Annotated in this window: 25 protein-coding genes, 1 tRNA gene and 1 pseudogene; 11 read left to right on the top strand and 16 right to left on the bottom strand. The window is 67.2% G+C overall.

Features of this window, described 5'->3' with window-relative positions:
* Window positions 1-82: 82 nt before the first annotated feature.
* Window positions 83-589, bottom strand: a pseudogene (gene cysE / locus ACSG06_RS06220) (serine O-acetyltransferase); the annotation flags it as partial.
* A 273-nt stretch (window positions 590-862) separates the two neighbouring features.
* Between cysE and ACSG06_RS06215 the strand changes: the two are divergent.
* Window positions 863-1,183 (top strand): ribbon-helix-helix protein, encoded by a 321-nt coding sequence (locus ACSG06_RS06215; protein WP_440989399.1) that lies wholly within the window; start codon window positions 863-865, stop codon window positions 1,181-1,183.
* A 33-nt stretch (window positions 1,184-1,216) separates the two neighbouring features.
* Here ACSG06_RS06215 and ACSG06_RS06210 read toward each other — a convergent pair whose 3' ends face one another.
* On the bottom strand, window positions 1,217-2,587 hold the full coding sequence (locus tag ACSG06_RS06210; RefSeq protein WP_440989398.1) for an aminotransferase class III-fold pyridoxal phosphate-dependent enzyme: 1,371 nt from the start codon (window positions 2,585-2,587) through the stop codon (window positions 1,217-1,219).
* A 73-nt stretch (window positions 2,588-2,660) separates the two neighbouring features.
* Entirely contained in the window at window positions 2,661-3,962 is a 1,302-nt protein-coding gene (locus ACSG06_RS06205; protein ID WP_440989397.1) for an MgtC/SapB family protein, read from the bottom strand.
* 90 nt (window positions 3,963-4,052) lie between these two features.
* On the opposite strand from ACSG06_RS06205, the gene ACSG06_RS06200 reads away from it, so the two are divergent.
* Window positions 4,053-5,294: an AI-2E family transporter gene (locus tag ACSG06_RS06200; protein ID WP_440989396.1), complete on the top strand. Its 1,242-nt coding sequence runs from the start codon at window positions 4,053-4,055 to the stop codon at window positions 5,292-5,294.
* Between the two features lie 33 nt (window positions 5,295-5,327).
* On the opposite strand, the gene ACSG06_RS06195 is transcribed toward ACSG06_RS06200, so the two are convergent.
* Window positions 5,328-5,600, bottom strand: a complete 273-nt coding sequence (locus ACSG06_RS06195) for a PadR family transcriptional regulator (RefSeq protein WP_440989395.1) — start codon at window positions 5,598-5,600, stop codon at window positions 5,328-5,330.
* A gap of 227 nt (window positions 5,601-5,827) precedes the next feature.
* Between ACSG06_RS06195 and ACSG06_RS06190 the strand changes: the two genes are divergently transcribed.
* Window positions 5,828-6,118: an amphi-Trp domain-containing protein gene (locus ACSG06_RS06190; protein WP_440989394.1), complete on the top strand. Its 291-nt coding sequence runs from the start codon at window positions 5,828-5,830 to the stop codon at window positions 6,116-6,118.
* Between the two features lie 307 nt (window positions 6,119-6,425).
* On the opposite strand, the gene tbsP is transcribed toward ACSG06_RS06190, so the two are convergent.
* Both tbsP and ACSG06_RS06180 read right to left on the bottom strand, forming a co-directional pair.
* On the bottom strand, window positions 6,426-7,244 hold the full coding sequence (tbsP, locus tag ACSG06_RS06185) for a transcriptional regulator TbsP (protein WP_440989393.1): 819 nt from the start codon (window positions 7,242-7,244) through the stop codon (window positions 6,426-6,428).
* Window positions 7,245-7,690: 446 nt separating this feature from the next.
* Window positions 7,691-9,751, bottom strand: coding sequence for a hypothetical protein (locus ACSG06_RS06180; protein WP_440989392.1), 2,061 nt, complete (start codon window positions 9,749-9,751; stop codon window positions 7,691-7,693).
* Between the two features lie 123 nt (window positions 9,752-9,874).
* On the opposite strand from ACSG06_RS06180, the gene glyA reads away from it, so the two are divergent.
* Window positions 9,875-11,122 carry a serine hydroxymethyltransferase gene (glyA, locus tag ACSG06_RS06175; RefSeq protein WP_440989391.1) on the top strand — a complete coding sequence of 416 codons (1,248 nt, stop codon included), beginning with the start codon at window positions 9,875-9,877 and terminating at the stop codon, window positions 11,120-11,122.
* A gap of 61 nt (window positions 11,123-11,183) precedes the next feature.
* Here glyA and ACSG06_RS06170 read toward each other — a convergent pair whose 3' ends face one another.
* A complete protein-coding gene (locus ACSG06_RS06170; RefSeq protein WP_440989390.1) occupies window positions 11,184-11,696 on the bottom strand; it encodes a helix-turn-helix domain-containing protein in 513 nt (170 codons plus the stop codon).
* A 152-nt stretch (window positions 11,697-11,848) separates the two neighbouring features.
* Between ACSG06_RS06170 and ACSG06_RS06165 the strand changes: the two genes are divergently transcribed.
* The 5 genes from ACSG06_RS06165 to ACSG06_RS06145 all read left to right on the top strand — a co-directional run bounded on the left by ACSG06_RS06165 (window position 11,849) and on the right by ACSG06_RS06145 (window position 16,829).
* Window positions 11,849-11,933: transfer RNA gene (locus ACSG06_RS06165), tRNA-Leu, on the top strand.
* Between the two features lie 445 nt (window positions 11,934-12,378).
* Complete coding sequence (locus ACSG06_RS06160) at window positions 12,379-14,163, top strand: PA14 domain-containing protein (protein WP_440989389.1); 1,785 nt, start codon at window positions 12,379-12,381, stop codon at window positions 14,161-14,163.
* The gene (locus tag ACSG06_RS06155; protein ID WP_440989388.1) at window positions 14,115-15,017 is read left to right on the top strand and encodes a plastocyanin/azurin family copper-binding protein; all 903 of its coding nucleotides are present in this window, start codon (window positions 14,115-14,117) and stop codon (window positions 15,015-15,017) included. Before ACSG06_RS06160 ends, ACSG06_RS06155 begins: the two co-directional genes overlap by 49 nt.
* 70 nt (window positions 15,018-15,087) lie before the next feature.
* Window positions 15,088-16,227 carry a plastocyanin/azurin family copper-binding protein gene (locus ACSG06_RS06150; RefSeq protein ID WP_440989387.1) on the top strand — a complete coding sequence of 380 codons (1,140 nt, stop codon included), beginning with the start codon at window positions 15,088-15,090 and terminating at the stop codon, window positions 16,225-16,227.
* Window positions 16,228-16,259: 32 nt separating this feature from the next.
* Window positions 16,260-16,829, top strand: a complete 570-nt coding sequence (locus ACSG06_RS06145; protein WP_440989386.1) for a DUF420 domain-containing protein — start codon at window positions 16,260-16,262, stop codon at window positions 16,827-16,829.
* A 13-nt stretch (window positions 16,830-16,842) separates the two neighbouring features.
* Here ACSG06_RS06145 and ACSG06_RS06140 read toward each other — a convergent pair whose 3' ends face one another.
* The 5 genes from ACSG06_RS06140 to ACSG06_RS06120 form a co-directional block, all read right to left on the bottom strand.
* Window positions 16,843-17,379, bottom strand: coding sequence for a GNAT family N-acetyltransferase (locus tag ACSG06_RS06140; RefSeq protein ID WP_440989385.1), 537 nt, complete (start codon window positions 17,377-17,379; stop codon window positions 16,843-16,845).
* A 69-nt stretch (window positions 17,380-17,448) separates the two neighbouring features.
* Window positions 17,449-18,930 (bottom strand): amidophosphoribosyltransferase, encoded by a 1,482-nt coding sequence (gene purF, locus ACSG06_RS06135; RefSeq protein WP_440989384.1) that lies wholly within the window; start codon window positions 18,928-18,930, stop codon window positions 17,449-17,451.
* A gap of 176 nt (window positions 18,931-19,106) precedes the next feature.
* On the bottom strand, window positions 19,107-19,280 hold the full coding sequence (locus tag ACSG06_RS06130; RefSeq protein WP_440989383.1) for a 50S ribosomal protein L37e: 174 nt from the start codon (window positions 19,278-19,280) through the stop codon (window positions 19,107-19,109).
* Window positions 19,277-19,471 carry an LSM domain-containing protein gene (locus ACSG06_RS06125; protein ID WP_440989382.1) on the bottom strand — a complete coding sequence of 65 codons (195 nt, stop codon included), beginning with the start codon at window positions 19,469-19,471 and terminating at the stop codon, window positions 19,277-19,279. Before ACSG06_RS06125 ends, ACSG06_RS06130 begins: the two co-directional genes overlap by 4 nt.
* A gap of 62 nt (window positions 19,472-19,533) precedes the next feature.
* Window positions 19,534-20,598 carry a M20/M25/M40 family metallo-hydrolase gene (locus ACSG06_RS06120; RefSeq protein WP_440989381.1) on the bottom strand — a complete coding sequence of 355 codons (1,065 nt, stop codon included), beginning with the start codon at window positions 20,596-20,598 and terminating at the stop codon, window positions 19,534-19,536.
* A gap of 135 nt (window positions 20,599-20,733) precedes the next feature.
* Between ACSG06_RS06120 and ACSG06_RS06115 the strand changes: the two genes are divergently transcribed.
* Both ACSG06_RS06115 and ACSG06_RS06110 read left to right on the top strand, forming a co-directional pair.
* Complete coding sequence (locus ACSG06_RS06115; protein WP_440989380.1) at window positions 20,734-21,033, top strand: hypothetical protein; 300 nt, start codon at window positions 20,734-20,736, stop codon at window positions 21,031-21,033.
* A 53-nt stretch (window positions 21,034-21,086) separates the two neighbouring features.
* Window positions 21,087-22,049 (top strand): Rv3626c family coenzyme F420 biosynthesis-associated protein, encoded by a 963-nt coding sequence (locus tag ACSG06_RS06110; protein WP_440989379.1) that lies wholly within the window; start codon window positions 21,087-21,089, stop codon window positions 22,047-22,049.
* 21 nt (window positions 22,050-22,070) lie between these two features.
* Here the strand turns inward: ACSG06_RS06110 and ACSG06_RS06105 are convergent, their stop codons facing one another.
* The 4 genes from ACSG06_RS06105 to ACSG06_RS06090 form a co-directional block, all read right to left on the bottom strand.
* Window positions 22,071-22,310, bottom strand: coding sequence for a DUF8527 family protein (locus ACSG06_RS06105; RefSeq protein ID WP_440989378.1), 240 nt, complete (start codon window positions 22,308-22,310; stop codon window positions 22,071-22,073).
* 1 nt (window position 22,311) lies between these two features.
* Entirely contained in the window at window positions 22,312-22,695 is a 384-nt protein-coding gene (locus ACSG06_RS06100) for a nuclear transport factor 2 family protein (protein WP_440989377.1), read from the bottom strand.
* 94 nt (window positions 22,696-22,789) lie between these two features.
* Window positions 22,790-23,341 carry a hypothetical protein gene (locus tag ACSG06_RS06095; protein ID WP_440989376.1) on the bottom strand — a complete coding sequence of 184 codons (552 nt, stop codon included), beginning with the start codon at window positions 23,339-23,341 and terminating at the stop codon, window positions 22,790-22,792.
* A gap of 141 nt (window positions 23,342-23,482) precedes the next feature.
* A complete protein-coding gene (locus ACSG06_RS06090) occupies window positions 23,483-24,004 on the bottom strand; it encodes a hypothetical protein (protein WP_440989375.1) in 522 nt (173 codons plus the stop codon).
* Between the last annotated feature and the right edge of the window lie 102 nt (window positions 24,005-24,106).

The raw sequence follows: 24,106 nt of genomic DNA, 5'->3' as shown, positions 1-24,106 counted from the left end.
CCGTGTCGACCGACTCCGACGTCGCTGCGTCGGCGTCCGATTCCTCCGCGTCCGACTCCTCTGCGTCCGTCGCCGCCGGGCCGTCGACCCGGACCGCGGGCACACCGACCCACGTCTCGCCGGCCGGCACGTCCTTCGTCAGCACCGAGCCCGCACCGACCCGTGCGTCGTCTCCCACGCGGATATCGCCCAGCAGCGTCGCGTTCGCGCCGACGACGACGCCGTCACCGAGCGTCGGATGTCGTTTCTCGGGTTTCGGCGAGTTCCCGCCGAGGGTGACGCCGTGGTACATGTGCACGTCGTCGCCGACCTCGGCCGTCTCGCCGATGACGACGCCCATGCCGTGGTCGATGACGACCCGCCGACCAAGCTTCGCGCCCGGGTGGATCTCGACGCCGGTCATGAACCGGACGAACTGCGAGAGCAGCCGAGCCGTGAGGTGGAAGCCGGCCTCCCAGAGTCGGTGGATGGCGACGTGCGCCCAGACGGCGTGCAGACCGGCGTAGCAGGTCAGCACCTCCAGCCTGCTCTTCGCGGCGGGGTCGCGCTCCATGACCGCCGCGACGTCCTCGCGGAGCCGGGCGAGCATCAGATCGTCACCCCGTGGTCACGTGCGCCCGACGAGAAGCAGCAACACGCCGTGGACGACCGGTGCTGGTCGACGGCGATACGGTCGGGTGCGGATGTGACCGACATACCCACTGCTGGGAGCGGAGCGACAAAAAGGAGTGCGGTTCCGCGACTCGGATGCACAGCCGCGACCTGACGGTCGTCCCTGTGGCCCTCCCACCTCCGGCGGCAGCTGTGGAGCCCTCGTCCGGACACGAAACGCGCTTCAGTCGCGGCCGACTATCAGCCGGGTATGAGTGGACTCGACGACCTGCAAGCCGACGTGACCGACTCGTACGACGATGTCGACGCCGAGTTCGACCTCGACCGGGAGACGAAGAACGAGCTGGCGATGCTCGCCGCCGGACTGGGCACGGACCCGGACCAGCTGCTCGAGCGCGCGGTCCACCTGCTGTTCCAGACGACCGTCGACTCCGGCAAGCTCGACTTCCACCTGCGCTCCTCGTACGACGTCACCTACGACGAGTACCTCTCGGGGATGACCTACGAGGAGATGACGGGCGGGAGCTTCCCGCAGCCGGAGACGAACGACGACCGTCGCTACCAGTTCTGAAACGGCGACGGCCGGAGAGAATCGATCGCGGCCTCAGTACGCGTCGCTGGAGTCCGTCGTCGCGACGGGCGAGTCGCGCTCGGCGGCCTGGGCGGCCTCGATGAACAGGTTCGCGCCGAGTTCGATCTCCCGTTCGGTGACGTCGAGCGGCGGGAGCAGGCGCAGGCTCTTGTAGCCACAGCCGAGGGTGAGGAGGCCGCGGTGGAGCGCCTCCTTGACGACGGCCTCGCGGCGGTCCTTGGTGTCGAACTCGACCGCGAACATCAGGCCACGACCGCGGATGTCGACCACGCTGTCGAGGTCCGCGTCGGCGATGGTCTCCCAGAGCTGGCGCCCGCGCACCTGGGCGTTCTCGAGGAGGTCGTACTCGTGGATGGCGTCCATCGTGACGACGCCCTGTGCGGCCGAGAGCACGTCACCCGCCCCCCACGTCGAGGAGAGGCGTCCCTTCTCCTCGGGGAAGATGTCCGACCGGGAGACGGTCGCGCCCACCCGCAGGCCCTTGGCGGACGTGATGACGTCGGGCGTGAGGTCCAGATGGTCGACCCCCCACATCTCCCCGGTGCGGCCGAGACCGGCCTGGATCTCGTCGGCGATGACGTAGATGCCGTGCTCGTTGCGGATGTCGGCGATGTCGCGGATGAAGCCGTCGTGCGGGACGCGGTAGCCACCTTCGCCCTGCACGGGTTCGAGGATGATGTACGCGACCTCGTCGGGGTCGACGTTGCCGGCGGCGTGGAGCTTGTCGGCGAGGACGTTCCCGCCGTGGCCGTCGGTGCACCAGCGCTGCTCGTACTCCTCCTGGGTCGAGATGTAGGGGATGGAGACGACGCCCGGCACCTCGGGGTAGCCCTTCCGGTGGACCGTCTTCGAGCGGTTGAGCGAGAGCGCACCGAGCGTGCGGCCGTGGAACGCGCCCTCGAAGGTGAACGCGCGGTGGCCGCGCTGGTTGTAGCAGATCTTGATGGCGTTCTCGACGGCCTCGGCGCCGGAGTTCGAGAGGAACACCCGGTCCATGTCGTAGTGGTCGGTCGCGTCGATGAGCCGGTCCATCAGCTGGGTCGGCGTCGGGATGTCGGGGTCCTCCGGGGGCCAGCCACCGCTGGCGTAGAAGTCCTGTCCGGCGATCTTCACCGGGTCGAACAGCTCGAGGTCCGAGAGCGGCTCCATCACCTTCGGGTTGTTGTACCCGAGGGGTGCCGCGGCGACGTGGCTCGTGAAGTCCAGCAGGACGTTGCCGTCGACGTCGGTACAGAACGGACCTTCTGACTCCTCGGTGATGTCCCAGACGAAGTCGTAGACGTACGTGCTCGGTGCGGAGAACTGGTGGTGGTACTCCACCCACTGTTTCGCCTTCTCCCCGGGCATCTCTCGTACCCGTGGCTCGGCCGTGTCTCTGTCCATATCCCCGCTATGAGGAGGGTTCGTTTAATACATTCGTTTAGTTCCACGCAACATTTGCACGGGGGTCGCGGCCTCACGCGAGCAGCACGGCCACGGCGCCGACACCACCGACGACGACGAGCAGACCGCTGAACACGGCGACCCGCCGGGCGAACTGCCGGTTCGGACTGGCGGCGGTCAGCCCCGCCTTCACCACCACCGACGACGCCGTCGCGAGCATCACCGAGACGACCGTCGTCTGGGTGGTGAGCGTCCCGCCGCGATGCAACAGGACCGCCGAGGTGGTCGCCCCGGCACTGGACACCAACCCGGACGCCGCGGCCGTCGCGATGAACCCCTCCTGTCCGAACCTCGCCTCGGCGACGGCACCGACGACGAGCACCAGGAGGAACATCACGCCGAAGCCGAGCGCGTATCGCAGCGAGAACGGGCTCTCGAGCTCCATCTCGACGCTGTCGCGCCAGTCCGCCGACCAGGCCGCGACCGCGAACGAGGCCAGGACGAGCACCACGAGCGGGACCGCCGTCGGTACGATGAGGTCCGTCGAGACCGAGAACGCGACGACGATGAACAGGTTCCGCAGCGCCATCGCGGCGTCTGCGAGCAGGATTGCCGCGACCGCGTAGGCGACCGCGTCGTCCTGCTGACGGACGTGGTCCATCATCGACCCGACGACCGCCGTCGAGGACGCCAGCCCACCGAAGAAGCCGGTGACGGCGATGCCCCGGCTCCCGTAGGTCATCACGACCGCGTAGTTGACGATGCCGATGGCCGCGACCGTGACGACCATCAGCCAGACCACGCGTGGCTCGATGTGGATGTTCTCCACGCCCAGAGGCGCGTACGAGTAGCTCTGCTGCTCGGCCGGGAGCAGCGGGTAGACGACGAACGCGAGGATGGCGAACTCCGCCCCAGAGCGCACCTCCTCGCGCGAGAGGTTGTCGGCGAACGAGTGCAGTTCCCGCTTCAGCACGAGCAGCATCGACGACAGCACCGCGACCGTCACGCCCTCGAGGACGAAGCCGCTCACGACGAGCGCGCCGACGCCGTAGGTCACGAGCATCGTCATCGAGGTCGTCAGCGCGAGCCCGTTCTCGCCACCGTCCATGAGCCCCCGGACCGCGAGCACCACGCCCTGGGCGACGACGAGGATGCCACCGACGACGTGCAACAGCCCGCCCCACTGTGTCTCCATGGCGAGCAGCGTGAACACGCCACCCGCGACCGCGATGAGCGAGAACGTCCGGACCCCGGCGGACTTCTGTGACCACTCGCGTTCGAGGCCGAGGAACATGCCCAAGGCTCCCGCGAGGAGCAGACGGATGACCATGCTGTCCAGCGAGAGACTCGCGGACCCCTGGAGTACGACGTTCACCCCACATCGTACCCCGTTCCCATGTAAAAAACCTGCCCTCGTTCGGGCGGGTTAACCTTTTGCCCGTCGCCGTCGCGCTTACACACGGACATGTGGGGCCTCGACGTCCAGCGCTCGGAGGCCGCGTGGTGGTTGCTCGCGATAACCCTCGGTGCGGTACTGTTCTGGGTGTTCTACTCGTTCATCGGAACGTTCGTCTTCGGGGTGTTCATCTACTACGCGACCCGGCCCATCTACCGACAGATGCGGCGAGGCGGCGTCCGACCGGCGAGCCTGGCTGCCACCGTCTCCATCTTCACGCTCGCGCTGCCGCTCATCCTCCTCCTCGCGTACGCCGTCGCCATCGGCTTGAATGAGCTGAACACGTTCCTCGCCAACCTCCGGGACCGACAGGCAGACGGCGACGCTGACGGTGGAACAGGTGATGGTACCGGAGACGCCAGCGCCGACGGTATCGACCAGCTCACCGACATCCTCGAACCCTACTTCGACGTCGCCTCGGCGGTGAACAACCCAGAACAGCTCCTCTCGAACCCGGAGGAGCTCGACCTCGTCACGAACCTCGCGACCGACGCGCAGGGCTACATCGGCTTCGTCAGCACCGGGTTACTCCACCTGTTCGTGATGATCGCCATCGCGTTCTACCTGCTTCGCGACGGCCACAGGCTCTCGCGATGGTTCAGGAACACGTTCGGCGACGAACGCGGCGTGCTGGCGGCCTACCTCCGCGTCGTCGACCGCGACTTCAGGAACATCTTCTTCGGGAACATCCTGAACGCCTTCCTGACCGGCATCATCGGGACCATCTCCTACAGCCTCCTGAACGTGTACGCACCGCCGGGTGGGGCCATCCCGTACGCCGCCCTCGTCGGGCTGCTGGCGGGCGCCGCCAGCCTCATCCCCGTCGTCGGGATGAAGCTCGTCTACTTCCCCGTCGCCGGGTTCCTGTTCTTCCGTGCGGCGACCGAGGAGCCGACCGGTGCGTTCTGGTTCCCGGCGCTGTTCGTCGCCGTCTCGTTCGTCATCGTCGACGTCATCCCCGACCTCGTCTTGCGCCCGTACGTCTCGGGCCGGAACCTCCACGTCGGCTCGGTGATGTTCGCGTACATCTTCGGGCCACTGCTGTTCGGCTGGTACGGGATCTTCCTCGGACCGATGCTGCTGGTGCTCTCTGTCCACTTCGCGCGGCTGGTACTGCCGGAGCTGCTCAACGCGGAACGCGTCCAGCCCTACGCGGTCGACCCGTCGCACTTCGAGACGACGGACCAGCCCGCCGAGACTGGAACAGAAGATGTGCCCGGTGGCTCCCCTGCGGGTGAGAGTGACGAGTGAGTGCCTGTCACTCGTCGTCGAGCGTGTGCCTCTTCACTCGACGTACTGTGACTCCCACTCCTCGCGGGCGCTGATCTCCCGGCGCCCGCGACGCGTCAACGTGTAGAAGTTGGTCCGACGGTCCCGTTGGCCCTTCTCGACGAGGCCCTTGTCGACGAGTGTGTCGAGGTTCGGGTAGAGGCGACCGTGGTGGATCTCCTTCTCGTAGTAGTTCTCCAGTTCTTCCTTGATAGCGAGTCCGTGTGGTTCGTCTTTCCCGGCGATTACATACAGTAAATCGCGCTGGAATCCTGTCAGGTCGTGCATTGGGGGAACGTCGCTCGCGATTTATTGTCGGCTATTATTAAGTATGTCGGCCCGGGCCTGCATATTCAGTGTCTCGACGGGGTAAATCCCTTATTTATCCGGTTTCCAGTGGTCAGAAGAACTCACCAATAGAGACAGGTTTCGGCAGTAACAGGCAAAATTGTAGGGAATCTGTCTATGTTCAGCGAGTTGAGACACTTATAATGCATCAGCCCGTATGGACAGCCATGCCAGAGGAAGTACTCTTCAAGACCGAGGCGATGCGGACCCGCGCCGACGTGGCACAGTACCTGCGAACCGTCGCCGACAAGCTCGACGCGGGCGACTCGCTGACGCTCACCGCCGGGAACGACTCGGTCACCATGGATCCGCCGGAGCGCGTCGAGTTCGAGGTCAAGGCAGAACGGGAGACGAGTACGGGAGCGACCGAGGGCGAGCTCAGCATCGAGTTCGAGCTCGAGTGGGACGAGCGCCAGTCCGGCGGTGGCGGTGACACCGGCGACCTCTCCATCGAGTAATCGGCACCGCTGCGGCTCGAATCCACGTTCTTCGCGCGTCACGACGGAGCAACCGCTCCGTGTCTGGTGTTCGAAACAGGAAAGCAGACCACGCGGGAATAGTGGGCCCGCGTGGTCGCTTGCCGCCCTGAATTGGTCCCCGCTGACGCTTCGGCCCTCCAAGCGAAGCGTCACCTGAAACAATCGGTGCCAGACTCTTAAATGTACCGCAAACGGCCAACCTGGTGCCCTCTCGTCGAGGACAGAAACCTCGACGACGGCGTCGCTACGGGAACGGTGTCGACGGTCGAAGAATGGTGCGAACGGTTCAGTTGAGGATGGACTGTGCGACCGTCGCGAGCTGGCCGTTGTCGGCGCTGCGGAGCCGGTCGTCGCCGATCTTCAGGCGCAGGCGCGGGCGTCCCACGTCGATGGGGACCTTCTCGGTGTCGATGAGGCCCATGTCCTCGAGCTTGGTCTTCGTGCGGGAGAACGTCGCCTTGCTGGCGATGCCCACGTCCTCGCCCCACTTGCTGATGTCGTACAGGAGCGCCTCGTTCTTCGCGGCGACGAGCAGCGAGATGGTGACCTCGTCGAGGCCCTCGCCGTCACCACGGGCGGTCTCGAGCGAGTTGAGGATGTTCGTGAAGTCCTCCTCCGCCTCGGGGCTGATGTCCGTCTCGAGCGACTCGCGGACACGCGAGATCGGCGGCGTGCGGAGCTTGAACGCCTCCGCATCCTCCCAGGACGCCATGTAGGCGTCGTACGCTGTCGTGACGAACTCCTCGTCCGCTGTCGTCAGTCCGCCGACACGGTTGCCCGCCGTGACGAGGGCGACGACGCTGTCCTCGGTGACCAGCAGCGAGTTCTCCGGGGTCTCCTCGACCGTCCGGAGCTCGAGTGAGCCACGGTCGACGAGGTCGGCCGCGTTCGACGCGACGATGAAGTCGTCCATGACGTCCTTCAGGGTTCGCTCGTCTGCGAGCATGTGGACAGTCGGGAGCTCGCCCTCGAAGCGAGTCGCGACGCGCACGAACTCCTCGATCACGTCTGCCGACGGGTTCACCACGAACACGTCGCCCGTGGTATCCTCCAGCACGGTGTGGAGGATATCGTCAATCTGTCTGTCGAGTAAATTCGAACTCATGCCTATGCACAACAAAACGTTCCCGCGCTACTTAATTTTATTGGCCAGCGCGACCTCAAATCTTGGCAATCTCCTCTTGATTCCGAGTCTATGTAAACGAGAGGAAGATTGAGTGGGCGTAACGTGGGATGATATAGCATGTAACGCCAGATTACTTTACATCCTGAATCCGGTCACCGGGGGCACAGGTTCAGGTTCGAAGGGAACGACGCGCTCTCGCTTCGATGGTCGAAGATATGTTCTGTCTACCCGACACGACCGGGGGCTCCACAATCTATAAGTTAGACTGGGGGACACGATGGTGTAGTCTCAGATGCGACGTCGCACCCCCACCCTCGACCGACCCTCGACGAACAGCCTCGACAAAGGAAGCAGCCCGTACACGGGACCCTGAGCCGTTCCGGAGTCTCGAGGAGAGAGCCCCGGCCTTCAGCGCGGAGAGGATTTCACTCCTCGAGTATCTGTGCGTGGAGGTCGTCCGACCAGCAGAACTCGCCGTCGTAGATGACCGACGTGTCCGCCCGTTCGAGGAAGTCCAGTAACGATGCCTTCGAGAGGGCGAACTCCGACTCGTTCCCACAGAGGTAGGAGTACTCGTTGCCCTCGACGTACGGGTGGTAGTAGCTGCCGGCGTGCTGGAGCGAGAACTGGTCGAACGTGAGGAAGAACCGGTCGTCGTCCAGCCGCTCCAGTTCGGCGGTCGTCGGCAGCCGGTTCTTCGTCTGGGTCAGCGTGTAGGTGCCGTCGCCGACGACGGCGTAGTCCTTCCCCATCATGATCCGCCCGCGAGCGATACGGAGCGCGCGTTCGAACGAGAAGCCGTGGATGAGCAGCCGGGCGAACGCCGAACCGACCTTCACGGCGTGGTCGTTGAGCACCTGCGTGAACGTGACCCCGCCCGCGACGGCGCCCTTCTCGACGAGTTCCATCCCCTCGTGGAACGAGCCACAGGCGTTCAGGAAGAACGTCTGGGTCCCACACGACGAGAGGCTGCTCGCGGAGAGGTAGCCGTCGGGACAGCGCAGGCCGTCCGTCTCGCAGTGGCCGATGTAGTGGACGAAGTCGTTCTCGTCCTCGAACACGCGCGCGAGCTCGGCGGTGCCGAGGTGGTCGACGACGTTCACCGACAGCGGCAGGTCGGTCGCGTGTTCGCGGTAGATCCGGCCCACGTCGATGTGCTCGTCGTCCATCTTCTCGTCGTTGAGGACGACGGTCACCTCGGCGGTCTCGTGCTGCCGGTCGAGCAGTGAGAGCCGGTTCCGGTACGCCGCCGGCGTGCACTTGAACACGTCGATGGGGACGCCGTCGGCCAGCCAGCCGTGGACCCGGCCCGCCCGGAGCTCCGGCTTGACGACATCGACGGACGCGACCTCGCCGGGGCCGGTCGTACGGTAGAAGTCGTCGAGCGAGCGTTCGACCAGCTCCGACCCCTCCAGCTCCGACGTGCGGGGCATGTAGATGGCCGCGAGGTCGTGGAGCAGGAACGGGATGGTCTCGAGCGTCTCCGCGCTCGGCTCGACGTACATCGAGAGGTGCCAGTCGGGCAGCCGGTGTTCGAGTGCGGCGTACGGTACGTCGAGGTACGTCTCCAGTCGATCGACCGGCGTCCCGTGGTACAGCGCTTCGGCGTCGAGCCCGAGCGCGTCGAGCAGGCTCTCCTCGGCGAGGTTCGTCCCGTACGGGCCGGCGTTGCGGACCAGGCAGTCGAGGAAGAACGTCTTCCGGAGCAGCCGCGTCGTCCGCCGTTCCAGGTCGGGCATCGTGCCGAGGTCGTGGCGGATCCCCGCACCCGGCGCACAGAGCATCGGCGCCTCGATGTCGGGAACCGTCTCGACGTCGGCCTGCAGGTAGTACGCGAGCGGCGCCGTGACGTACAGCTCCTCGAACGACGGCGGCACCAGCAGCTCGATGCCGACGTCGGGCGTCGCGTCCCGGATGGTCGAGGAGACCTCGACGGTGTCGCCCGTCTCGACGAGCGGCGGGTGTCCACGCAACGTCGGGTACGTCCGGTCGGGTGCGGTGGTCTTGTGCGACGACGGCAGGTGACTGAGCGCGACCGCCAGCCCCGTCGGCGTCGGCGGGACGACCATCTTCCCCGACGGTCGGACGTTCCGACTCCGGAACCCCAGCGTCACGTCCGTCTCCTCGGCGAAGCTGACCACCACCTCCTCGAAGTCCGGCGTCTTCGAGATCGCGAGCGGCCCGTCCGCGCGCAGGTACGTCTTGATGTCGGTGTCCAGGTCGACGATGTACTCCCCGGTCGGGAGCTCGAGCGGGCCGGTGTCGTTCTCCAGCTCGTAGGTGGCATCGCTCGACTCCGAGGCGACGTACACCACCGAGATGGGGAACCGTACCTCGGCGGTTCGACAGGAGAGCGTGGCGTCGACCGGCCGCGGGAGCGAGACGCCGTCGCCGGTCACGGAGAGGTTCGGCCCCTCGACCGTGAACTCCGAGTTCCCTGGGTCGACAACCCGGAGCCCGGTGGACGTCACCTCCCACTCTATCATTCGCGTTGGTAGATGTAACTAATAGCAGTTAGATGTATCGGGACCCACACGTGAGTACAGATTCGGTGGCAGTATCGCCCGGAGACGAGTACACTTATGCCCGAACCGGTCGGGTCTTCTCGCATGGACTACGAGCACGTCCGCGAGGTCGACCCGGCGGTCGCAGACGCCCTCTCAGGCGAGGTCACACGCCAGAACGAGACGCTGGCGATGATCGCGAGCGAGAACCACGTCTCCGAGGCGGTCCTGGAGGCGCAGGGCTCGGCCCTGACGAACAAGTACGCCGAGGGCTACCCGGGCAAGCGCTACTACGGCGGCTGTGAGTACGCCGACGAGGTCGAGAACCTCGCCATCGAGCGCGCCGAGGAGCTCTGGGGCGCCGAGCACGTCAACGTCCAGCCCCACTCCGGCACGCAGGCGAACCAGGCGGTCTACTTCGCGATGCTCGACCCCGGTGACAAGATCCTCTCGATGGAGCTGAGCCACGGCGGCCACCTCAGCCACGGCCACCCCGCGAACTTCACCGGGCAGCTCTACGAGGTCGAGTCGTACGAGGTCGACCCCGAGACCGGCTACATCGACTACGACGAGCTCCACGCGATGGCCGAGGAGTTCGAGCCCGACATCGTCGTCTCGGGCTACTCCGCGTACCCGCGCACGGTGGACTGGGAGCGCATCCAGGCGGCCGCCGAGGCCGCCGACGCGCTCCACCTCGCGGACATCGCCCACATCACCGGGCTCGTCGCCGGCGGCGCACACCCCTCGCCGGTCGGCATCGCGGACTTCGTCACCGGCTCGACGCACAAGACCATCCGCGCCGGCCGCGGCGGCATCGTCATGTGCGACGAGGAGTACGCCGAGGACATCGACAAGGCCGTCTTCCCCGGCGGGCAGGGCGGCCCCCTCATGCACAACATCGCCGGCAAGGCGGTCGGCTTCAAGGAGGCGCTGAGCCCCGACTTCGAGGAGTACGCCGAACAGACGGTCCGGAACGCGAAGGCGCTCGCCGACCAGCTCCAGGACAACGGCTTCAGCCTCGTCTCCGAGGGCACCGACAACCACCTCGTGCTCGTCGATCTCCGGCCGTCCCACCCGGACACCACCGGCGGCGACGCGGAGGAGGCCCTGGAGGACACCGGCATCGTCCTGAACGCGAACACCGTCCCCGGCGAGACGCGCTCGGCGTTCAACCCCTCTGGCATCCGCATCGGCACGCCCGCGCTCACGACGCGTGGCTTCGACGAGGACGACCTCCGGGTCGTCGCGGACTGCATCAAGAAGGTCATCGACGCGCCCGAGGACGAGAGCGTCAAGAGCGAGGTCGGCGAGACGGTCGCGGACCTCTGTGCCGCGAACCCGCTGTACGAGTAGCGGGACACCAGATTTTCCGTCGCCGCTGCTCGAAGGCGTGAGAACGAGAACTAGCGGTCCCTCAGGACTCCGAGAGCTGCACGTCGAGTCTGTCCTCCAGCTTCGCGATGAGACCGCCGCCGATGCCGGCCCGGGCCGCCCGGCCCTGCTCGACGGCGATGATGTCGGCCTCGTCGGCGTCGAGTTCGTCGGCGAGCTCGTCGCGCTGGAGGCCGGCGTCCTGGCGGGCCTCGGTCAGGAGCTTTCCGTAGTCCTTCACGAGGTAGGGGAGCTGGTCGTCGTCGTAGTTCGTCCCACCCTCCTCCCAGTGGGAGGTGTCGCCGTCCCAGTTGGAGGTGCGGGCCGTGTTCTTGGCGGCGTTGCGCTTGCGCTCGCCGCGGTCGCGGCTGCTGCCGTCGTCGCTCGAACCGCTCGTCGTCTTCTGGGCGTCGTCGTGCGGGGCGCAGTCGGGACAGACCTCCAGTTCCGCTCCGGCGACGTTCGCCATCCGGAGTCGGTCGCTGGCCGCACCGCAGAGTTCGCAGGTGTCCCCGTCGCCACCACCCGACGAGTCACCCGTCGAGTACTTCGCCATACGCTCCCCTACCGTGGGCGCACATTTGAATACCTCGCTTTGCTGTTCTGTGTCACGCACCCTGTCCGTCGCTACCACTCCCTCCGGCGGCGGCAAAAGGACACGCTTTTATTTATCCCGGTAAAACGCAGGAGTGCAGCAAGACACAGCGAGCGTGGGTAGCCAAGCCAGGCCAACGGCGCAGCGTTGAGGGCGCTGTCCTGTAGAGGTCCGCCGGTTCAAATCCGGTCCCACGCATCGCATGCGTGGCCACCAACTCGGCCACAACACGATGCGGGTGCTCTCCTGACGGACAGCACCCACGCATAATCCTTTCCGACGCAACAACCAGAGAGCGGCGGCACTCCCCTGTAGCGGTCCGCCGGTGAGGATTCAGCTTGCTGAATCCGAACGTCGTCGTGAAGCGAAGCGGAACGACGGAAGTTCAAATCCGGTCCCACGCATCGCACAGGTGGCCACCAACTCGGCCACAACACGATGCGGGTGCTCTCCTGACGGACAGCACCCACGCATAATCCTTTCCGACGCACCAACCAGAGAGCGACGGCGCTGTCCTGTAGCGGTCCGCCGGTGAGGATTCAGCTTGCTGAATCCGAACGCCGTCGCGGAGCGACGCGGCTCGAAACGGCCACGCGACTTTTGTAGTCTCCAAGACAATTCCAGCCAGACAGGTGATGGGGGAATGGACGAGCGGGGCTTGAACTCGCAGATCGCGGTCGTGCTCATCGTCGCCATCGCGTTCGTCGCGGCGGGCGCGGTGTTCCTGACCGGGACGAGCCTGACGGGGGTGCTCGGGGAACCGACGCCCCAGGCGGAGTTCGAGTTCCGGTACGACGCGGAGACGGGGGTGCTCGACGTGTCCCACAGCGGCGGCCAGTCGCTGACCGAGGCGAACACGGAGGCAGTGACCATCCAGGTGGTCCCGGCCGACGGGGGGACGCGTCGGAACTACACGTGGACGGGGCGTGACGGCTTCGAGCTGCGCGCGGGCGAGACGTTCCGGTTGAACGCGACGAACAGCCCGGTCGGCGGGAACGAGACGTACCCGAGCGCGTTCCAGCGGGGCGACACGGTCCGCGTGGTCTGGGACGCGCCGGGCGACGACGGCCGGACGGCCATCCTCGCCGAGTACCGGGTGCCGACCGACGCCGCGCCCTCGGTCGGGGTCGCGCAGGGGCTCACCTACGAGTACTACGAGGCGAGCGGCCAGTACAGCTCGATGCCGAACTTCGCGAGCGAGACGCCGAAGCGGACCGGCTCGACGCCGACGTTCGACATCTCGCTCCGCGACCGGGGAACGGAGTACGCGTTCCGCTTCGTCGGCTACGTCGACGTTCCGGAGGACGGTCAGTACACGTTCTACACGACCTCCGACGACGGGAGCGAACTGTACATCGACGGGAACCGTATCGTCGACAACCGGGGGCTACACGGCGCACAGGAGCGTTCGGGCACCGTGACGCTCTCTGCTGGGCTGCACCCCATCACCGTCACGCACTTCGAGCACACCGGCAACGAGGTGCTGGACGTCTCCTGGGAGGGACCGAGCTTCGGGAAGCAGGCGGTCCCGGCGAGCGCGCTCTACACCCAGCCGTCGACCGAGGCCGCCTTCGACGTGAGCTGTGTCGGCTACAACTGCTCGTTCGACGCCGGGTCGTCCCGCGACGACGGCGGCAGCGTCCAGTCCTACCAGTGGGCGTTCGGCGACGGCACGACGACGACCACGAGCAGCCCCACGGTCGACCACGAGTACACGTCGGACGGCGACAGGACCGTCACCCTGACCGTGCAGGGGTCGAGCGGCCGGAGCGATTCGACCAGCCGGACCGTCGCCGTCGAGGACCTCCGCGCACCGGATTCGCCCACGAGCACCGAAGCCGGACTGGAGTACGAGTACTACGAGGGCTACTGGAACAGCCTGCCGAACTTCGACAGCGAGCCGGTCGTGGATTCGGGCGACGTGACCAACTTCGACATCTCGGTGCGACAGCAGGACGACGAGTTCGCCGTCCGCTACACCGGCTACGTCGAGGTGCCCGAGGACGGCCAGTACACGTTCTGGACGGGGTCGGACGACGGGAGCCGGCTGACCATCGGGAACGAGGTCGTCGTGGACAACGACGGCACCCACCCGTACGAGGAGGAGTCCGGCACCATCGATCTGGAGGCGGGCACCCACCGCATCACGGTGACGTTCTTCGAGCGGACCGGGCACGAGTCGCTGTCGGTGTTCTGGGCCGGGCCGAGCTTCGGGAAGGAGCTGATCCCGGACAGCGTGCTGGTCCGGAACGCCAGCTCGCCGTCGGTGTCGGACCTGACGATTCAGGGGGACCGCCCGGTCCGGTTCCCAGCGGCTGGGAACACGTTCGGGGGTATTTTTATCAGCGACCTGAGTACCGAAGCGAGGTCAGGTCCCCGATGCAGAACTCCGACAACGAACCAGCGACACGACGGCGCACAGTACTGAAAGCGACCGGCACGACGCTCCTTCTCGGCGCATTGGCGGGTTGCAGTGAGTCCTCCGGCGGTGACCCGACGCAGACGCCGACGGACACGCCCACGCCGACGGCGGAACCGACGACCGAGCCACCGACGACGACAGAGAACGCGTCCGAGGCCGAATCGACGACGGACGACGAAAGCGGTGACGGCGGCCAGTCGAGAGCGAGTGCGGTCATCGAGGTCGGCCCCGACGGCGACTTCCGTTTCGAGCCCGGGACCGACGAGCCCGTGTACGTCACGCCCGGGACCGAGGTCCTGTTCTACTGGGCCTCAGACAGCCACAACATCGCCGTCGAACAGATCCCCGAGGGGGCGACGTGGGAGGGCCACGGGACCGTCGAGAACGAGGGGTTCGAGTACCGACACACGTTCGAGACCCTGGGCGAATACCGGTTCCACTGCCAGCCACACCGGAGCATCGGCATGACCGGGACGGTCGTCGTCAACGAGACCGGCCAGCCGCCCGAGACCGGAACCGAACAGCCCAGCTCCGACGAGCCGATCCGTCTGGGCGAGGACGGTACCGCCCAGATCAGCGTCGGTGCCGACGGCGAGTTCGTGTACGAGCCGGGCACCGAGCGGCCGGTGAGCGTTCCGCCCGGGACGGAGGTGACGTTCGTCTGGGAGTCCGACAACCACAACGTCCACATGGAGACGATGCCCGAGGACGCCACCTGGACGAACGAGGACGGCACCGTATACAGCGCCGGCCACGAGCGGACCCACACCTTCGAGGCGACCGGTCGCTACGAGTTCGTCTGTCAGCCGCACGAGAGCCTCGGCGAGCGCGGCGTCCTCCTCGTCGAACCACGCGACTGAGGACGACGACCGTCCGACGAACAGCAGCCTTATTTTTACGCCGGTGGTTCCCGGAAACGAGGCCCGCCAGATGGACGACCACGACAGCCCTCGACGACGAACCGTCCTCCGAACCAGTGCCACGCTCCTGCTCACGGCCGGGCTCGCGGGCTGTGGCGAACACGAGGGGTACGGTGAGTTCACCGAACCGACCGGGACGGACACCTCGACCCCCGGCGACGCGATCGAAGCCGACCAGACCATCGCGGTCGGCCCCGACGGCGACTACACCTTCGAGCCCGGGACGGCCGAGGCGGCGACCGTCCTGGTCGGCGACACGGTCGCGTTCGAGTGGCGCTCGGACGGTCACAGCATCGCGGTCGACGAGGCACCCGACGGGACTGCCTGGGAGGGACACCCGTCTGCGGCGGACGAGGGGTTCGTCCACAGCCACACCTTCGAGACCGCCGGGACGTACTCGTTCCACTGCGACGCACACCCCTCGCTCGGGGCGACAGCCACGCTCGAGGTGCAGGAGCCACCGAACTGCTCGGAGCCGGCGGAGTCGGTCGCCGACCCGGAGCCGACGCAGACCGTCACCGTCGGCCCGAACGGCGATCTCGTCTACGACCCGGGCACGGAGGAGCCGCTGTACGTCACGCCCGGCACGACGGTCCGGTTCGTCTGGGAGTCGGACAACCACAACGTCAACCCGAGACACGTGCCGCGGGACGCCGGGTGGGAGGGCCACCGGCCGACCGAGAACACCGGCTTCGAGTACGAGCACACGTTCGAGACGCTCGGGACCTACGAGTTCCAGTGCGACCCACACGCCGGTCTCGGGATGGACGGGACCATCGTCGTGAACGCATCGGGTGAGCCGCCGGCGGGTGGCCCGAACGAGGTCGACGACACGGTCTGTCTCGGGAGCGAGGCACCGCCGGAGATACAGGTCGGCCCCGGCGGGGAGTACGTCTTCGCGCCGGGCACCGAGGCGACCGCGGTCGTCGATTCGGGGACGGATGTGACGTTCCGCTGGGCGTCTGACAACCACAACGTCGTCGTCACGGCCAGCCCGGCCGACGCCGACTGGACCGGTCACGAGTCGACGGAGGATGCCGGCTTCGAGTACGAACACACGTTCACCGTCCCCGGCCGGTACGAGTTCGAGTGCGAGCCCCACGTCGGACTCGGCATGACGGGGACGCTCGTCGTCGAGTCCACTGAGTAACGGCTTTGGGCGTCCCGCCCCGAGGGCCGGGTATGCAACAGACGGTCAAGCGGAACGTCCCGGCGGTGACAGCCGTCCTCTCCGTCGTCTCGCTGGCGTTGGTCTTCGGTGCGGCGCGACAGCTCATCCCGAAGGCGCTGCTGCCGGCCGCACCCGGGTGGGTGCTCGATGCCATCCCGCACGTGAACGCGGTCATCAGCGTGGTCGCGGTCGTCGTCATCCTCGCCGGCCTCCGGGCCATCAAGCAAGGACGGTACGACCGCCACCGGAAGCTGATGCTCACGGCGACGGTCCTGTTCGTCGCCTTCCTCGCGCTCTACCTCTACAAGGTCGCCCTGAAGGGACCGAACTCGTTCCCCGGCTCGGGTGTCGCCGAGCTCGCGTACCTCGCCATCCTGGCGATCCACATGGTACTCGCCATCGCGTGCATCCCGCTGCTGTACTACGTGCTCCTGCTCGCGGTGACCCGGCCGATGAGCGAGCTCTCCGAGACGGCGCACCCGAAGATCGGGCGGATCGCCGCCCCGCTGTGGCTGATCTCGTTCGTCCTCGGCACGGTCGTCTACGTGCTGCTGTACCTGGTGCCGGCGAGCGTCTACTGAACGAGCGAGGCGCTCAGTGCCGGTTCCGCCACTGCTCGGCCGTGACGGCGTAGATGTGCGAGTCGTGGTGCTCGCCGTCGACGAACGCCCAGTTCGGGATGGTGCCGACGCGCTCCATGCCGATGGACTGCAGCATCCCGTTGGACTTCTCGTTGAACGCGAACGCCTCCGCGCGGACCGTTTCCATGCGTCGTTCGTCGATGAGGAAGTCGATGAACGTGCTGGTGGCGTCCGCGCCGTAGCCCTCGCCCTGGGCGTCGGCGGCCAGCCAGGCCGACATGACCGCGTGGCCGTGGCGTTCGCTCAGCCAGTTCGAGTTGATGACGCCGATGGGCTCGTCGTCGGCGACGACGAGCAGGTTGAAGCCCTCGTCGCTGGACACCTGCTCCTCGATCCACTCCTCGTGCTGTGTCTCGTTCTTCGGCTCGGCGATGCCGAGCGGGACCCGTACCTCGGGGTCGTTCAGCGCCTCGGTGACGAATTCCGCGTCCTCCGTCTCGATGGTACAGAGGTCGACGCGGTCGCCTTCGAGGAAGACTGCTCCGGGCATGGGAGAACGTCGGACGCCACAGCTCTTAAACGAGTGACAACGTGTGGTAGCAATGGACGCGGTCCCGCCTCAGTCGTCCGCGGCGAGGTCCTGTCCGTCGATGACCGGCCGTTCGACCTCGCGGTCGGTGGCCTCGCCCTCGATGTCGTAGGGGTACTCCCCGGTGACACAGCCGAGACAGAGGTCGGCGCGCGAGCGGTTCAGGGCGTCTGCGACGGCGTCGATGGAGAGGTACGAGAGCGAGTCTGCCTCGATGGCCTCGCGGATGTCGTCGACGTCCCGGTTGGCCGCGATGAGCTCCTCGCGGGTCGCCATGTCGATACCCATGTAGCAGGGAGCGACGATGGGCGGCGCGCCGATGCGCATGTGGACCTCCTCCGCGCCGCAGTCCTTGAGCAGCTGGACGAGCTGGGTCGAGGTCGTCCCGCGGACGATGGAGTCGTCGATGAGCGTCACCGTCTTGCCCTCGACGGTGGACTTGATGGGGTTGAGCTTCAGGCGGACGGCGCGCTCGCGCTCGTCCTGGGTGGGCATGATGAACGTCCGGCCGACGTAGCGGTTCTTCATCAGTCCCTCCGCGAACTCGGTGCCGGCACCGGCCTCCTGTGCGGCCTCGGCGTAGCCGGAGGCGAACGCGCGCCCGGAGTCGGGAACCGGCATCACGACGTCGGTGTCGATACCGGACTCGTCCCAGAGGTTGCGGCCGAGCTCGCGTCGGACCTCGTAGACGAGCTCGTCGTCGATGACGGAGTCGGGGCGGGCGAAGTAGACGTGCTCGAAGAAGCAGTGCGCGGTGTTCTCGCGCTCGACGAGCTGGTAGGAGTCGAAGCCCGAGCCGTCCTCGTGGAGGACGACGAGCTCGCCGGGGGCGACGTCACGCACCAGGTCGCCGTCGAGCGTGTCGATGGCCGCGGACTCGCTGGCGAGCACGTAGCCGTCCTCCAGCTCGCCGATGCAGAGCGGACGGTTCCCCTCGGGGTCGCGCACGCCGAGGACGGTCTCGTCGTGCATGATGGTCAGCGAGTACGAGCCGTGGATGCGGCTCATCGTGCGTTTGACGGCGCGCACGAGGTCGGCCTCCAGCAGGTTCCGCGCGAGGTCGTGGGCGATGACCTCGGTGTCGCCGTCGGAGGTGAAGGCGTGGCCCATCCCGGCCAGCTCGTCGCGGATCTCGTCGGCGTTGACGAGGTTGCCGTTGTGGCTGAGCGCGAGCGAGCCGGACTTGAACGAGACGGTGAAGGGCTGGGCGCAGGACTTGTCGACGCTGCCGGCGGTCGGGTAGCGGACGTGGCCGATGCCGGACTCGCCGTTGAGCCGCTCGATGTCGGCCTCGTCGAAGGCGTCGCCGACGAGGCCCATCGCCACGTGGTCGTGCTGCTGGAACCCGTCGTGGGTGACGATGCCCGCGGACTCCTGCCCGCGGTGCTGGAGCGCGTACAGCGAGTAGTACAGCGGCCTCGCGGCGGCGCGGTCGTCGAGCGCGACGCCGACGACGCCACATTTCTCGGTCGGCCCGCTCCGGTAGGGGGCCTGCCCCGACCCGTGTGTCATGTGAGAGGGTCAGGTACCGGACGGTAAAAATCCCCGTGGTTGTGTTCTACTGGCCGACTGTCGCCGGTAGAATATGCACAATCGTGTATAGGAACGGGGCTGCGGGTCGATTGCTCGTGCCGTCGAACGACGACGCCGCGGCTCACCGATCTGAGAACGCGAGTGAGAATCGGGAGTTACTCGCCGGCCTTCGACTGCCACTCGTAGTCGCGCCGCTTGGCGGACTTGCCGAAGCCACACGAGGAGCAGATGCTTTTCTTCACGTGGTACGACTTCTCGCCACACCGTCGGCACTTGACGTGCGTCGTGGTGTTCTTCTTACCTTGGGAGGGGGTTCCTGCACCAGTCATGGAGTTATCGAAACGACGTTATCGCCGCGTATAATGGTTGTGTTGTCGTCTCGCTCCAGGACGAGGTTCATGTGCTGGTCGTAGCCCGTGAGCTCGCCGTCGTACTCCTCGCCACCTTTCAGTCGGACCGTGACCTGCTCGCCGACGGAGGCTTCGAGCACGTCAAGCGGTCGGCCACTCGATTCACTCATACTCACACGGCCTGCCGACGCGTTCATAAACGTACCGAGTCGCGGACGGCCTGTCGCCCGATTTACACGTCGACCGCGAACGAGTCGTACTCGGCGCTCTGGCCCGCGAACGCGGCGAGCAGGTCGGCGACCGCATCGAGGTCCTCGGTGTCGATGACCTCGACCGGCGTGTGCATGTAGCGGTTCGGGACCCCGAGGTTCAGCGTCGGCACGCCGCCGCGAGCGGTGTAGAACGAGCGCGCGTCGGTGCCGCCGGCGTTCGGGTCGGCCTGCAACTGGACGTCGATGTCCGCGTCGGCGGCGGCCTTCCGGACCGCCTGCGCGACGACCGGGTGGTTCGCGCCCCCGCGGCCGACGATGGGCCCGCCGCCCAGCTCGGTGTCGCCCGCCTTGTCGGCCTTGCCCCCGGGGTAGTCGGAGACGTGGGAGACGTCGACGACGACGACCGCGTCGGCGTCGACCTCCGTGCCGACCATCTTCGCGCCCTGCGCGCCGACCTCCTCCTGCACGGTCGAGATGGCGTACACGGTCGCGTCGACGCCCGCCTCGACGGCCCGTCGGAGCGCCTCGGCGGCCGCCCAGGTGCCGACGCGGTTGTCGAGGGCCCGACCCGCGATACGGCTGCCCATGAGGTCCTCGACGCCGCTCGAGAACGTGATGGGGTCACCGACCTCGACGGTCTCCCGGGCCGCCTCGCCGTCCTCGGCTCCGATGTCGACCGTCTGCTGTGTGATATCCTCGAACTCGTCGCCGTTGCGCTCCCGAAGGTGGATGGCGGTCTGCGTGACGACCCCCGACACCGGCCCGTCGCCCGTGTGGACGGTCACGTGCTGGCCCTTCGATACGGTCCGGTCGGAGCCGCCGATGGGCGCGAGGTGGAGGAACCCGTCTTCGTCGATGCGGTTCACGCTGAAGCCGATCTCGTCGGCGTGGCCGGTGAAGGCCACCGACGGTGCGTCCGGGCTCCCCTCGGCGACGGCGACCGCGTTGCCGTACGCGTCGGTCTGTACCTCGTCGGCGAACTGTTCGACGTACTCGACCCAGACCCGCTGTCCGCGCGTCTCGTAGCCCGACGGGCTCGGCGTCTCCAGCAGCTCCGTCAGGAACTCGCGTTCGGAGTCGTCCATACGGGTCGATAGGACGGCCCCCGTTTGAACCCGACGGTCCGCTCACGTGCCAGGGTGGCCGACCTGACTGCCACCGACCGGATGGCTATCGTCCGAGGCACAACCGCTAAGTCCTTTGTCGAAGAACTGATTCGTATGGAGCTAACACTGTTCGAACTCCACTTCGACGGCGACACGAGCTTCGGTCCGACGTTCGGCGGGGACGAGGACGATGCGGAGGAGGCCCTCGAGGAGGCCGACACCGGCGACGAGGTCGACATCGACTGGGGCGACGACGAGGACTCCACCGGCCTCCCGGGACCGAACCCCGTGGCCGTCCTGGTCGGCTTCGTCGTGCTCGTGCTCCTCGGGGTCGGCGTCAAGCGGCTGCTCGGCGGCGGTGACGAGGGAGAATCCGACGAGTTCGAGCCCGAGATGGTCGAAATCGAGGAGTAACGGGCAGCATATTACACAGAAAAGTTTTGCGTGCGCGGTCCCAACCCGGCCCTGTGAACCTCTTTCATAGCGTCCGGGCCGTCGCATCCTCCGGGAGCGGCGAGGGTGCCATCGACTGGGACGCCGTCGTCGAGGCGGCCCGCGCCGGCACGGAGCCGGGGTCGGTCGACCTGACCCCAGCCGAACGGAGCGGCTACGCGACCGACGTGCGGGACGCCCGAGACCGCGTCAGGGAGGTCGCGGGAATCGACTTCGACGTGCCGGACACCATCGAGATACAGCACCGGCACCACTGGATCGACGCCAACGTCGCCACCTTCCGACGCGTGCTCGAACCCCTCGAGGGACAGCAGGCCGACTTCCTCCCCGGTGTCGCTCGCGCGGTCAACACCGGAACGATGTCGTTCATGCTCGGTTTCCTCGCGCGGAACGTCCTCGGCCAGTACGACCCGCTGTTGCTCGCCGAGGAGATCGACGCCGACCACGCGCTCTACTTCGTCCACCCGAACATCCGACAGGTCGCCGCCGACCTCCACGTCGACTTCCCCCGGTTCCGCCGCTGGATCGCCTTCCACGAGGTGACCCACGCCGCCGAGTTCGGGGCCGCGCCGTGGCTCTCGGAGTACCTCGAGGAACGCATGGAGGAGGGCCTCGAGGACCTCTCCCACGGCGGTCTCGACCGCGAGGCGTTCCGCGAGATGAACGTCGCGATGACCGTCGTCGAGGGCTACGCCGAGCTGCTGATGGACCACGCGTTCGACGACGAGTACGCCGACCTCCGCGCGAAGGTCGACGCCCGCAGACAGGGCGGCGGCCCGCTCTCGAAGCTCGCGAAGCGGCTGCTCGGGCTCGGGCTCAAACGCCAGCAGTACGAGCGCGGCAAGGAGTTCTTCGAGGGCGTCGCCGCCCTCCGTGGCGTCGAGGCCGCCGGCGCGGTCTGGGACGGCCCGGAGAACCTGCCGACCGACGACGAACTCGACGACCCCGGCGCGTGGGTCCGCCGGATGGGTATCTGACCAGCCTTCCCGAACTGGTGGCTATCGCCGCGACCGCGACTCGGTCTCCCGCTGTGCCGACTGGAACGCACTGACGAGGTACCACCACAGAACCGCGCCCGCGACGGCACCGCCGACCGCCGCCAGCGCGATGACGGCCAGCGACGCCTCCGCCTGGAGCGCGACGAGCGCACCCGATGCGGCGACCATGGCGACGAACGTGTACCGGATGCGCTGCATCCCACTCTCGCGGTCCTCGTCGGTCATCGATGGCCCGACCATCTCAGAGCGTCCGCGGTGCCGAGACGTGCATCTGGACGAACCCCCACTCCTCGTCGTCGCCGTCGACGGGCTCGAGCGCGCCGCTCCAGCGCGAGTCGAAGCCGTGTCGCTGGCCCGTCCGGGTGTCGGTCCAGGCCATGCGGACGGCGTCGTCGAACAGCGCCAGCTCCTCGTGCTCGGTGACCGAGAGCGCCTTGCTCTCGACGGTCCACTCGTCGGTGGTCCGTGTCTGCTCGCGGAGCGCTTCGCTGACCGCGTCGTAGCCGCTGTACTCGGTGCTGATCGCCGCCTTCCACGTCTCCGCGCGCTCGACGAAGTACGAGTACAGCGGCTCTCCCCGGCGCAGCGCCTCGTAGTAGTCCAGAACGGTCTCCTCGGGAGTCATACCCTGAGCAACGGCCCCGGCGGGTTTGAAACCCCCGTTCCCGGGTTCGGCGACCGCCAACGTCTCCGGGCCATGGGGCACCGGAGCCCGCCCCTCACTGGAAGCCGCGGTCGACCTCGTCCGCCTCGATGACCTCGTCCAGCTCCGTGTTGAGGACGTCCTCGGCGTCCTCGAACGTCGTCGCGAGGTCGTCCAGCCCCTCCGGGCGGTCGTAGTTGTCGAACTCCATCGGTCCGAACGCCGGGCTGTCGAGAGCGTCCATCACGTCGTCGAAGAAGTCCCCGGGCGTCGTCGGCGCGTCGGCGTGCGCCTCCACGACCGCCTGGAGACGCTTGGCGGCGTCTTCGGCCTCGTCCTCGTCCTCGGGCGGTGACTGCACCGCGAACCGGCTCCCGTCGGTCTTCGTCGGGAACAGCGGCTCCAGCTCGTCGTCCAGCCGTCGGGCCACCTGCGTCCCGACGCCGTGCACCTCGAAGGGGTTCTTCGCGTACGTCTTCAGGTGGAAGACGCCGCTGTTCGGGTGTCCGAGATACAGGTCCTCGCCGAGGCCGTTCGCCCGGTCGCCGGCGACCGCGCACCAGCCCTCGGGCTCCGCACCCGACTCGACCACGTCCGCGACGATGTCGTCCCAGTCTCGAACGCGCATACCGGTGCTAGTTCGCTCTGTCGCAAGAACGTATCGGTGCCCGAGAGTTGTGATGAGTCTCGGTGCCGTCGAACTTCTACGAGAATCAGTGTCAGCGGATTCCGTCGACAGTAGCCAGAATTCGGTGTTCGCGACGTGGAATCAGGAGTCGTCCGTCTCCTCGGGGCCGTGCAGCTCCTCCTTGACGCCCTCGACGGTCTCCTTCGCCTCGTCGGCCTGCTCCTCGACCTGCTTCGCGCGCTCGGTGATCTCCTCGGCGGTCTCCTCGGGTGCGCCGGCCTCCTCGACGCTCTGTTCGACCGTCTCCTCCAGCTCCTCGGCGGCGGTCTTGACCTCCTCGGCGGACTGCTCGACGCCGGCGGCCGACTCGGCGACGGTCTCCTCGCGACGGCGCACTCCGCGGGCGACGAGGAGGAGCTGGAGCGCGCCGGCGAGGGCGAACAGCGTGACCACGACGCTCGTGAGCTGTGAGAGCATGCGCGTGCCGCTGGCCGAGAATGCGAGCGCGTCGGTGGTCGCGCGAACGAGATGGACGACGCCGACCAGTGCGGCCGCGATGAGCAGCCCGCGGACGAACCAGCGGTACCACGGCGCGAACACGACCCGTTCCAGCGCGTCGGCGACCGGCGTGAGCACCGGGACGCCGCCGTCCGACTGTGACATGGGCGCACGGTTCTGTCGCGGTCCATATCAAACCCCGACACGGCACACGACACGCAGCCCTCGGAGCCAGCGTTTATCAGGGGTGACGACCGAGAGGAGAGC

It is taken from the genome of Haloarchaeobius baliensis (assembly GCF_052060055.1).
GTDB lineage: Archaea > Halobacteriota > Halobacteria > Halobacteriales > Natrialbaceae > Haloarchaeobius > Haloarchaeobius baliensis.
Note: the sequence above shows the minus strand (reverse complement) of the source record. Positions and strands in the feature narration are given on the sequence as shown.

Excerpts from the sequence above, each read along its gene's own strand:
- ACSG06_RS06195 (WP_440989395.1), bottom strand. The coding sequence starts at position 5,600 with ATGCACGACCTGACAGGATTCCAGCGCGATTTACTGTATGTAATCGCC.
- ACSG06_RS06140 (WP_440989385.1), bottom strand. The coding sequence starts at position 17,379 with ATGCCCGGAGCAGTCTTCCTCGAAGGCGACCGCGTCGACCTCTGTACC.
- ACSG06_RS06160 (WP_440989389.1), top strand. The coding sequence starts at position 12,379 with ATGGACGAGCGGGGCTTGAACTCGCAGATCGCGGTCGTGCTCATCGTC.
- ACSG06_RS06120 (WP_440989381.1), bottom strand. The coding sequence starts at position 20,598 with ATGGACGACTCCGAACGCGAGTTCCTGACGGAGCTGCTGGAGACGCCG.
- ACSG06_RS06170 (WP_440989390.1), bottom strand. The coding sequence starts at position 11,696 with ATGGCGAAGTACTCGACGGGTGACTCGTCGGGTGGTGGCGACGGGGAC.
- ACSG06_RS06155 (WP_440989388.1), top strand. The coding sequence starts at position 14,115 with ATGCAGAACTCCGACAACGAACCAGCGACACGACGGCGCACAGTACTG.
- ACSG06_RS06100 (WP_440989377.1), bottom strand. The coding sequence starts at position 22,695 with ATGACTCCCGAGGAGACCGTTCTGGACTACTACGAGGCGCTGCGCCGG.
- ACSG06_RS06200 (WP_440989396.1), top strand. The coding sequence starts at position 4,053 with ATGTGGGGCCTCGACGTCCAGCGCTCGGAGGCCGCGTGGTGGTTGCTC.
- ACSG06_RS06125 (WP_440989382.1), bottom strand. The coding sequence starts at position 19,471 with ATGAGTGAATCGAGTGGCCGACCGCTTGACGTGCTCGAAGCCTCCGTC.
- ACSG06_RS06145 (WP_440989386.1), top strand. The coding sequence starts at position 16,260 with ATGCAACAGACGGTCAAGCGGAACGTCCCGGCGGTGACAGCCGTCCTC.
- ACSG06_RS06115 (WP_440989380.1), top strand. The coding sequence starts at position 20,734 with ATGGAGCTAACACTGTTCGAACTCCACTTCGACGGCGACACGAGCTTC.
- ACSG06_RS06090 (WP_440989375.1), bottom strand. The coding sequence starts at position 24,004 with ATGTCACAGTCGGACGGCGGCGTCCCGGTGCTCACGCCGGTCGCCGAC.
- glyA (WP_440989391.1), top strand. The coding sequence starts at position 9,875 with ATGGACTACGAGCACGTCCGCGAGGTCGACCCGGCGGTCGCAGACGCC.
- ACSG06_RS06105 (WP_440989378.1), bottom strand. The coding sequence starts at position 22,310 with ATGGTCGGGCCATCGATGACCGACGAGGACCGCGAGAGTGGGATGCAG.
- ACSG06_RS06215 (WP_440989399.1), top strand. The coding sequence starts at position 863 with ATGAGTGGACTCGACGACCTGCAAGCCGACGTGACCGACTCGTACGAC.
- ACSG06_RS06210 (WP_440989398.1), bottom strand. The coding sequence starts at position 2,587 with ATGGACAGAGACACGGCCGAGCCACGGGTACGAGAGATGCCCGGGGAG.
- purF (WP_440989384.1), bottom strand. The coding sequence starts at position 18,930 with ATGACACACGGGTCGGGGCAGGCCCCCTACCGGAGCGGGCCGACCGAG.
- ACSG06_RS06095 (WP_440989376.1), bottom strand. The coding sequence starts at position 23,341 with ATGCGCGTTCGAGACTGGGACGACATCGTCGCGGACGTGGTCGAGTCG.
- ACSG06_RS06180 (WP_440989392.1), bottom strand. The coding sequence starts at position 9,751 with ATGATAGAGTGGGAGGTGACGTCCACCGGGCTCCGGGTTGTCGACCCA.
- ACSG06_RS06190 (WP_440989394.1), top strand. The coding sequence starts at position 5,828 with ATGCCAGAGGAAGTACTCTTCAAGACCGAGGCGATGCGGACCCGCGCC.
- ACSG06_RS06130 (WP_440989383.1), bottom strand. The coding sequence starts at position 19,280 with ATGACTGGTGCAGGAACCCCCTCCCAAGGTAAGAAGAACACCACGACG.
- ACSG06_RS06150 (WP_440989387.1), top strand. The coding sequence starts at position 15,088 with ATGGACGACCACGACAGCCCTCGACGACGAACCGTCCTCCGAACCAGT.
- tbsP (WP_440989393.1), bottom strand. The coding sequence starts at position 7,244 with ATGAGTTCGAATTTACTCGACAGACAGATTGACGATATCCTCCACACC.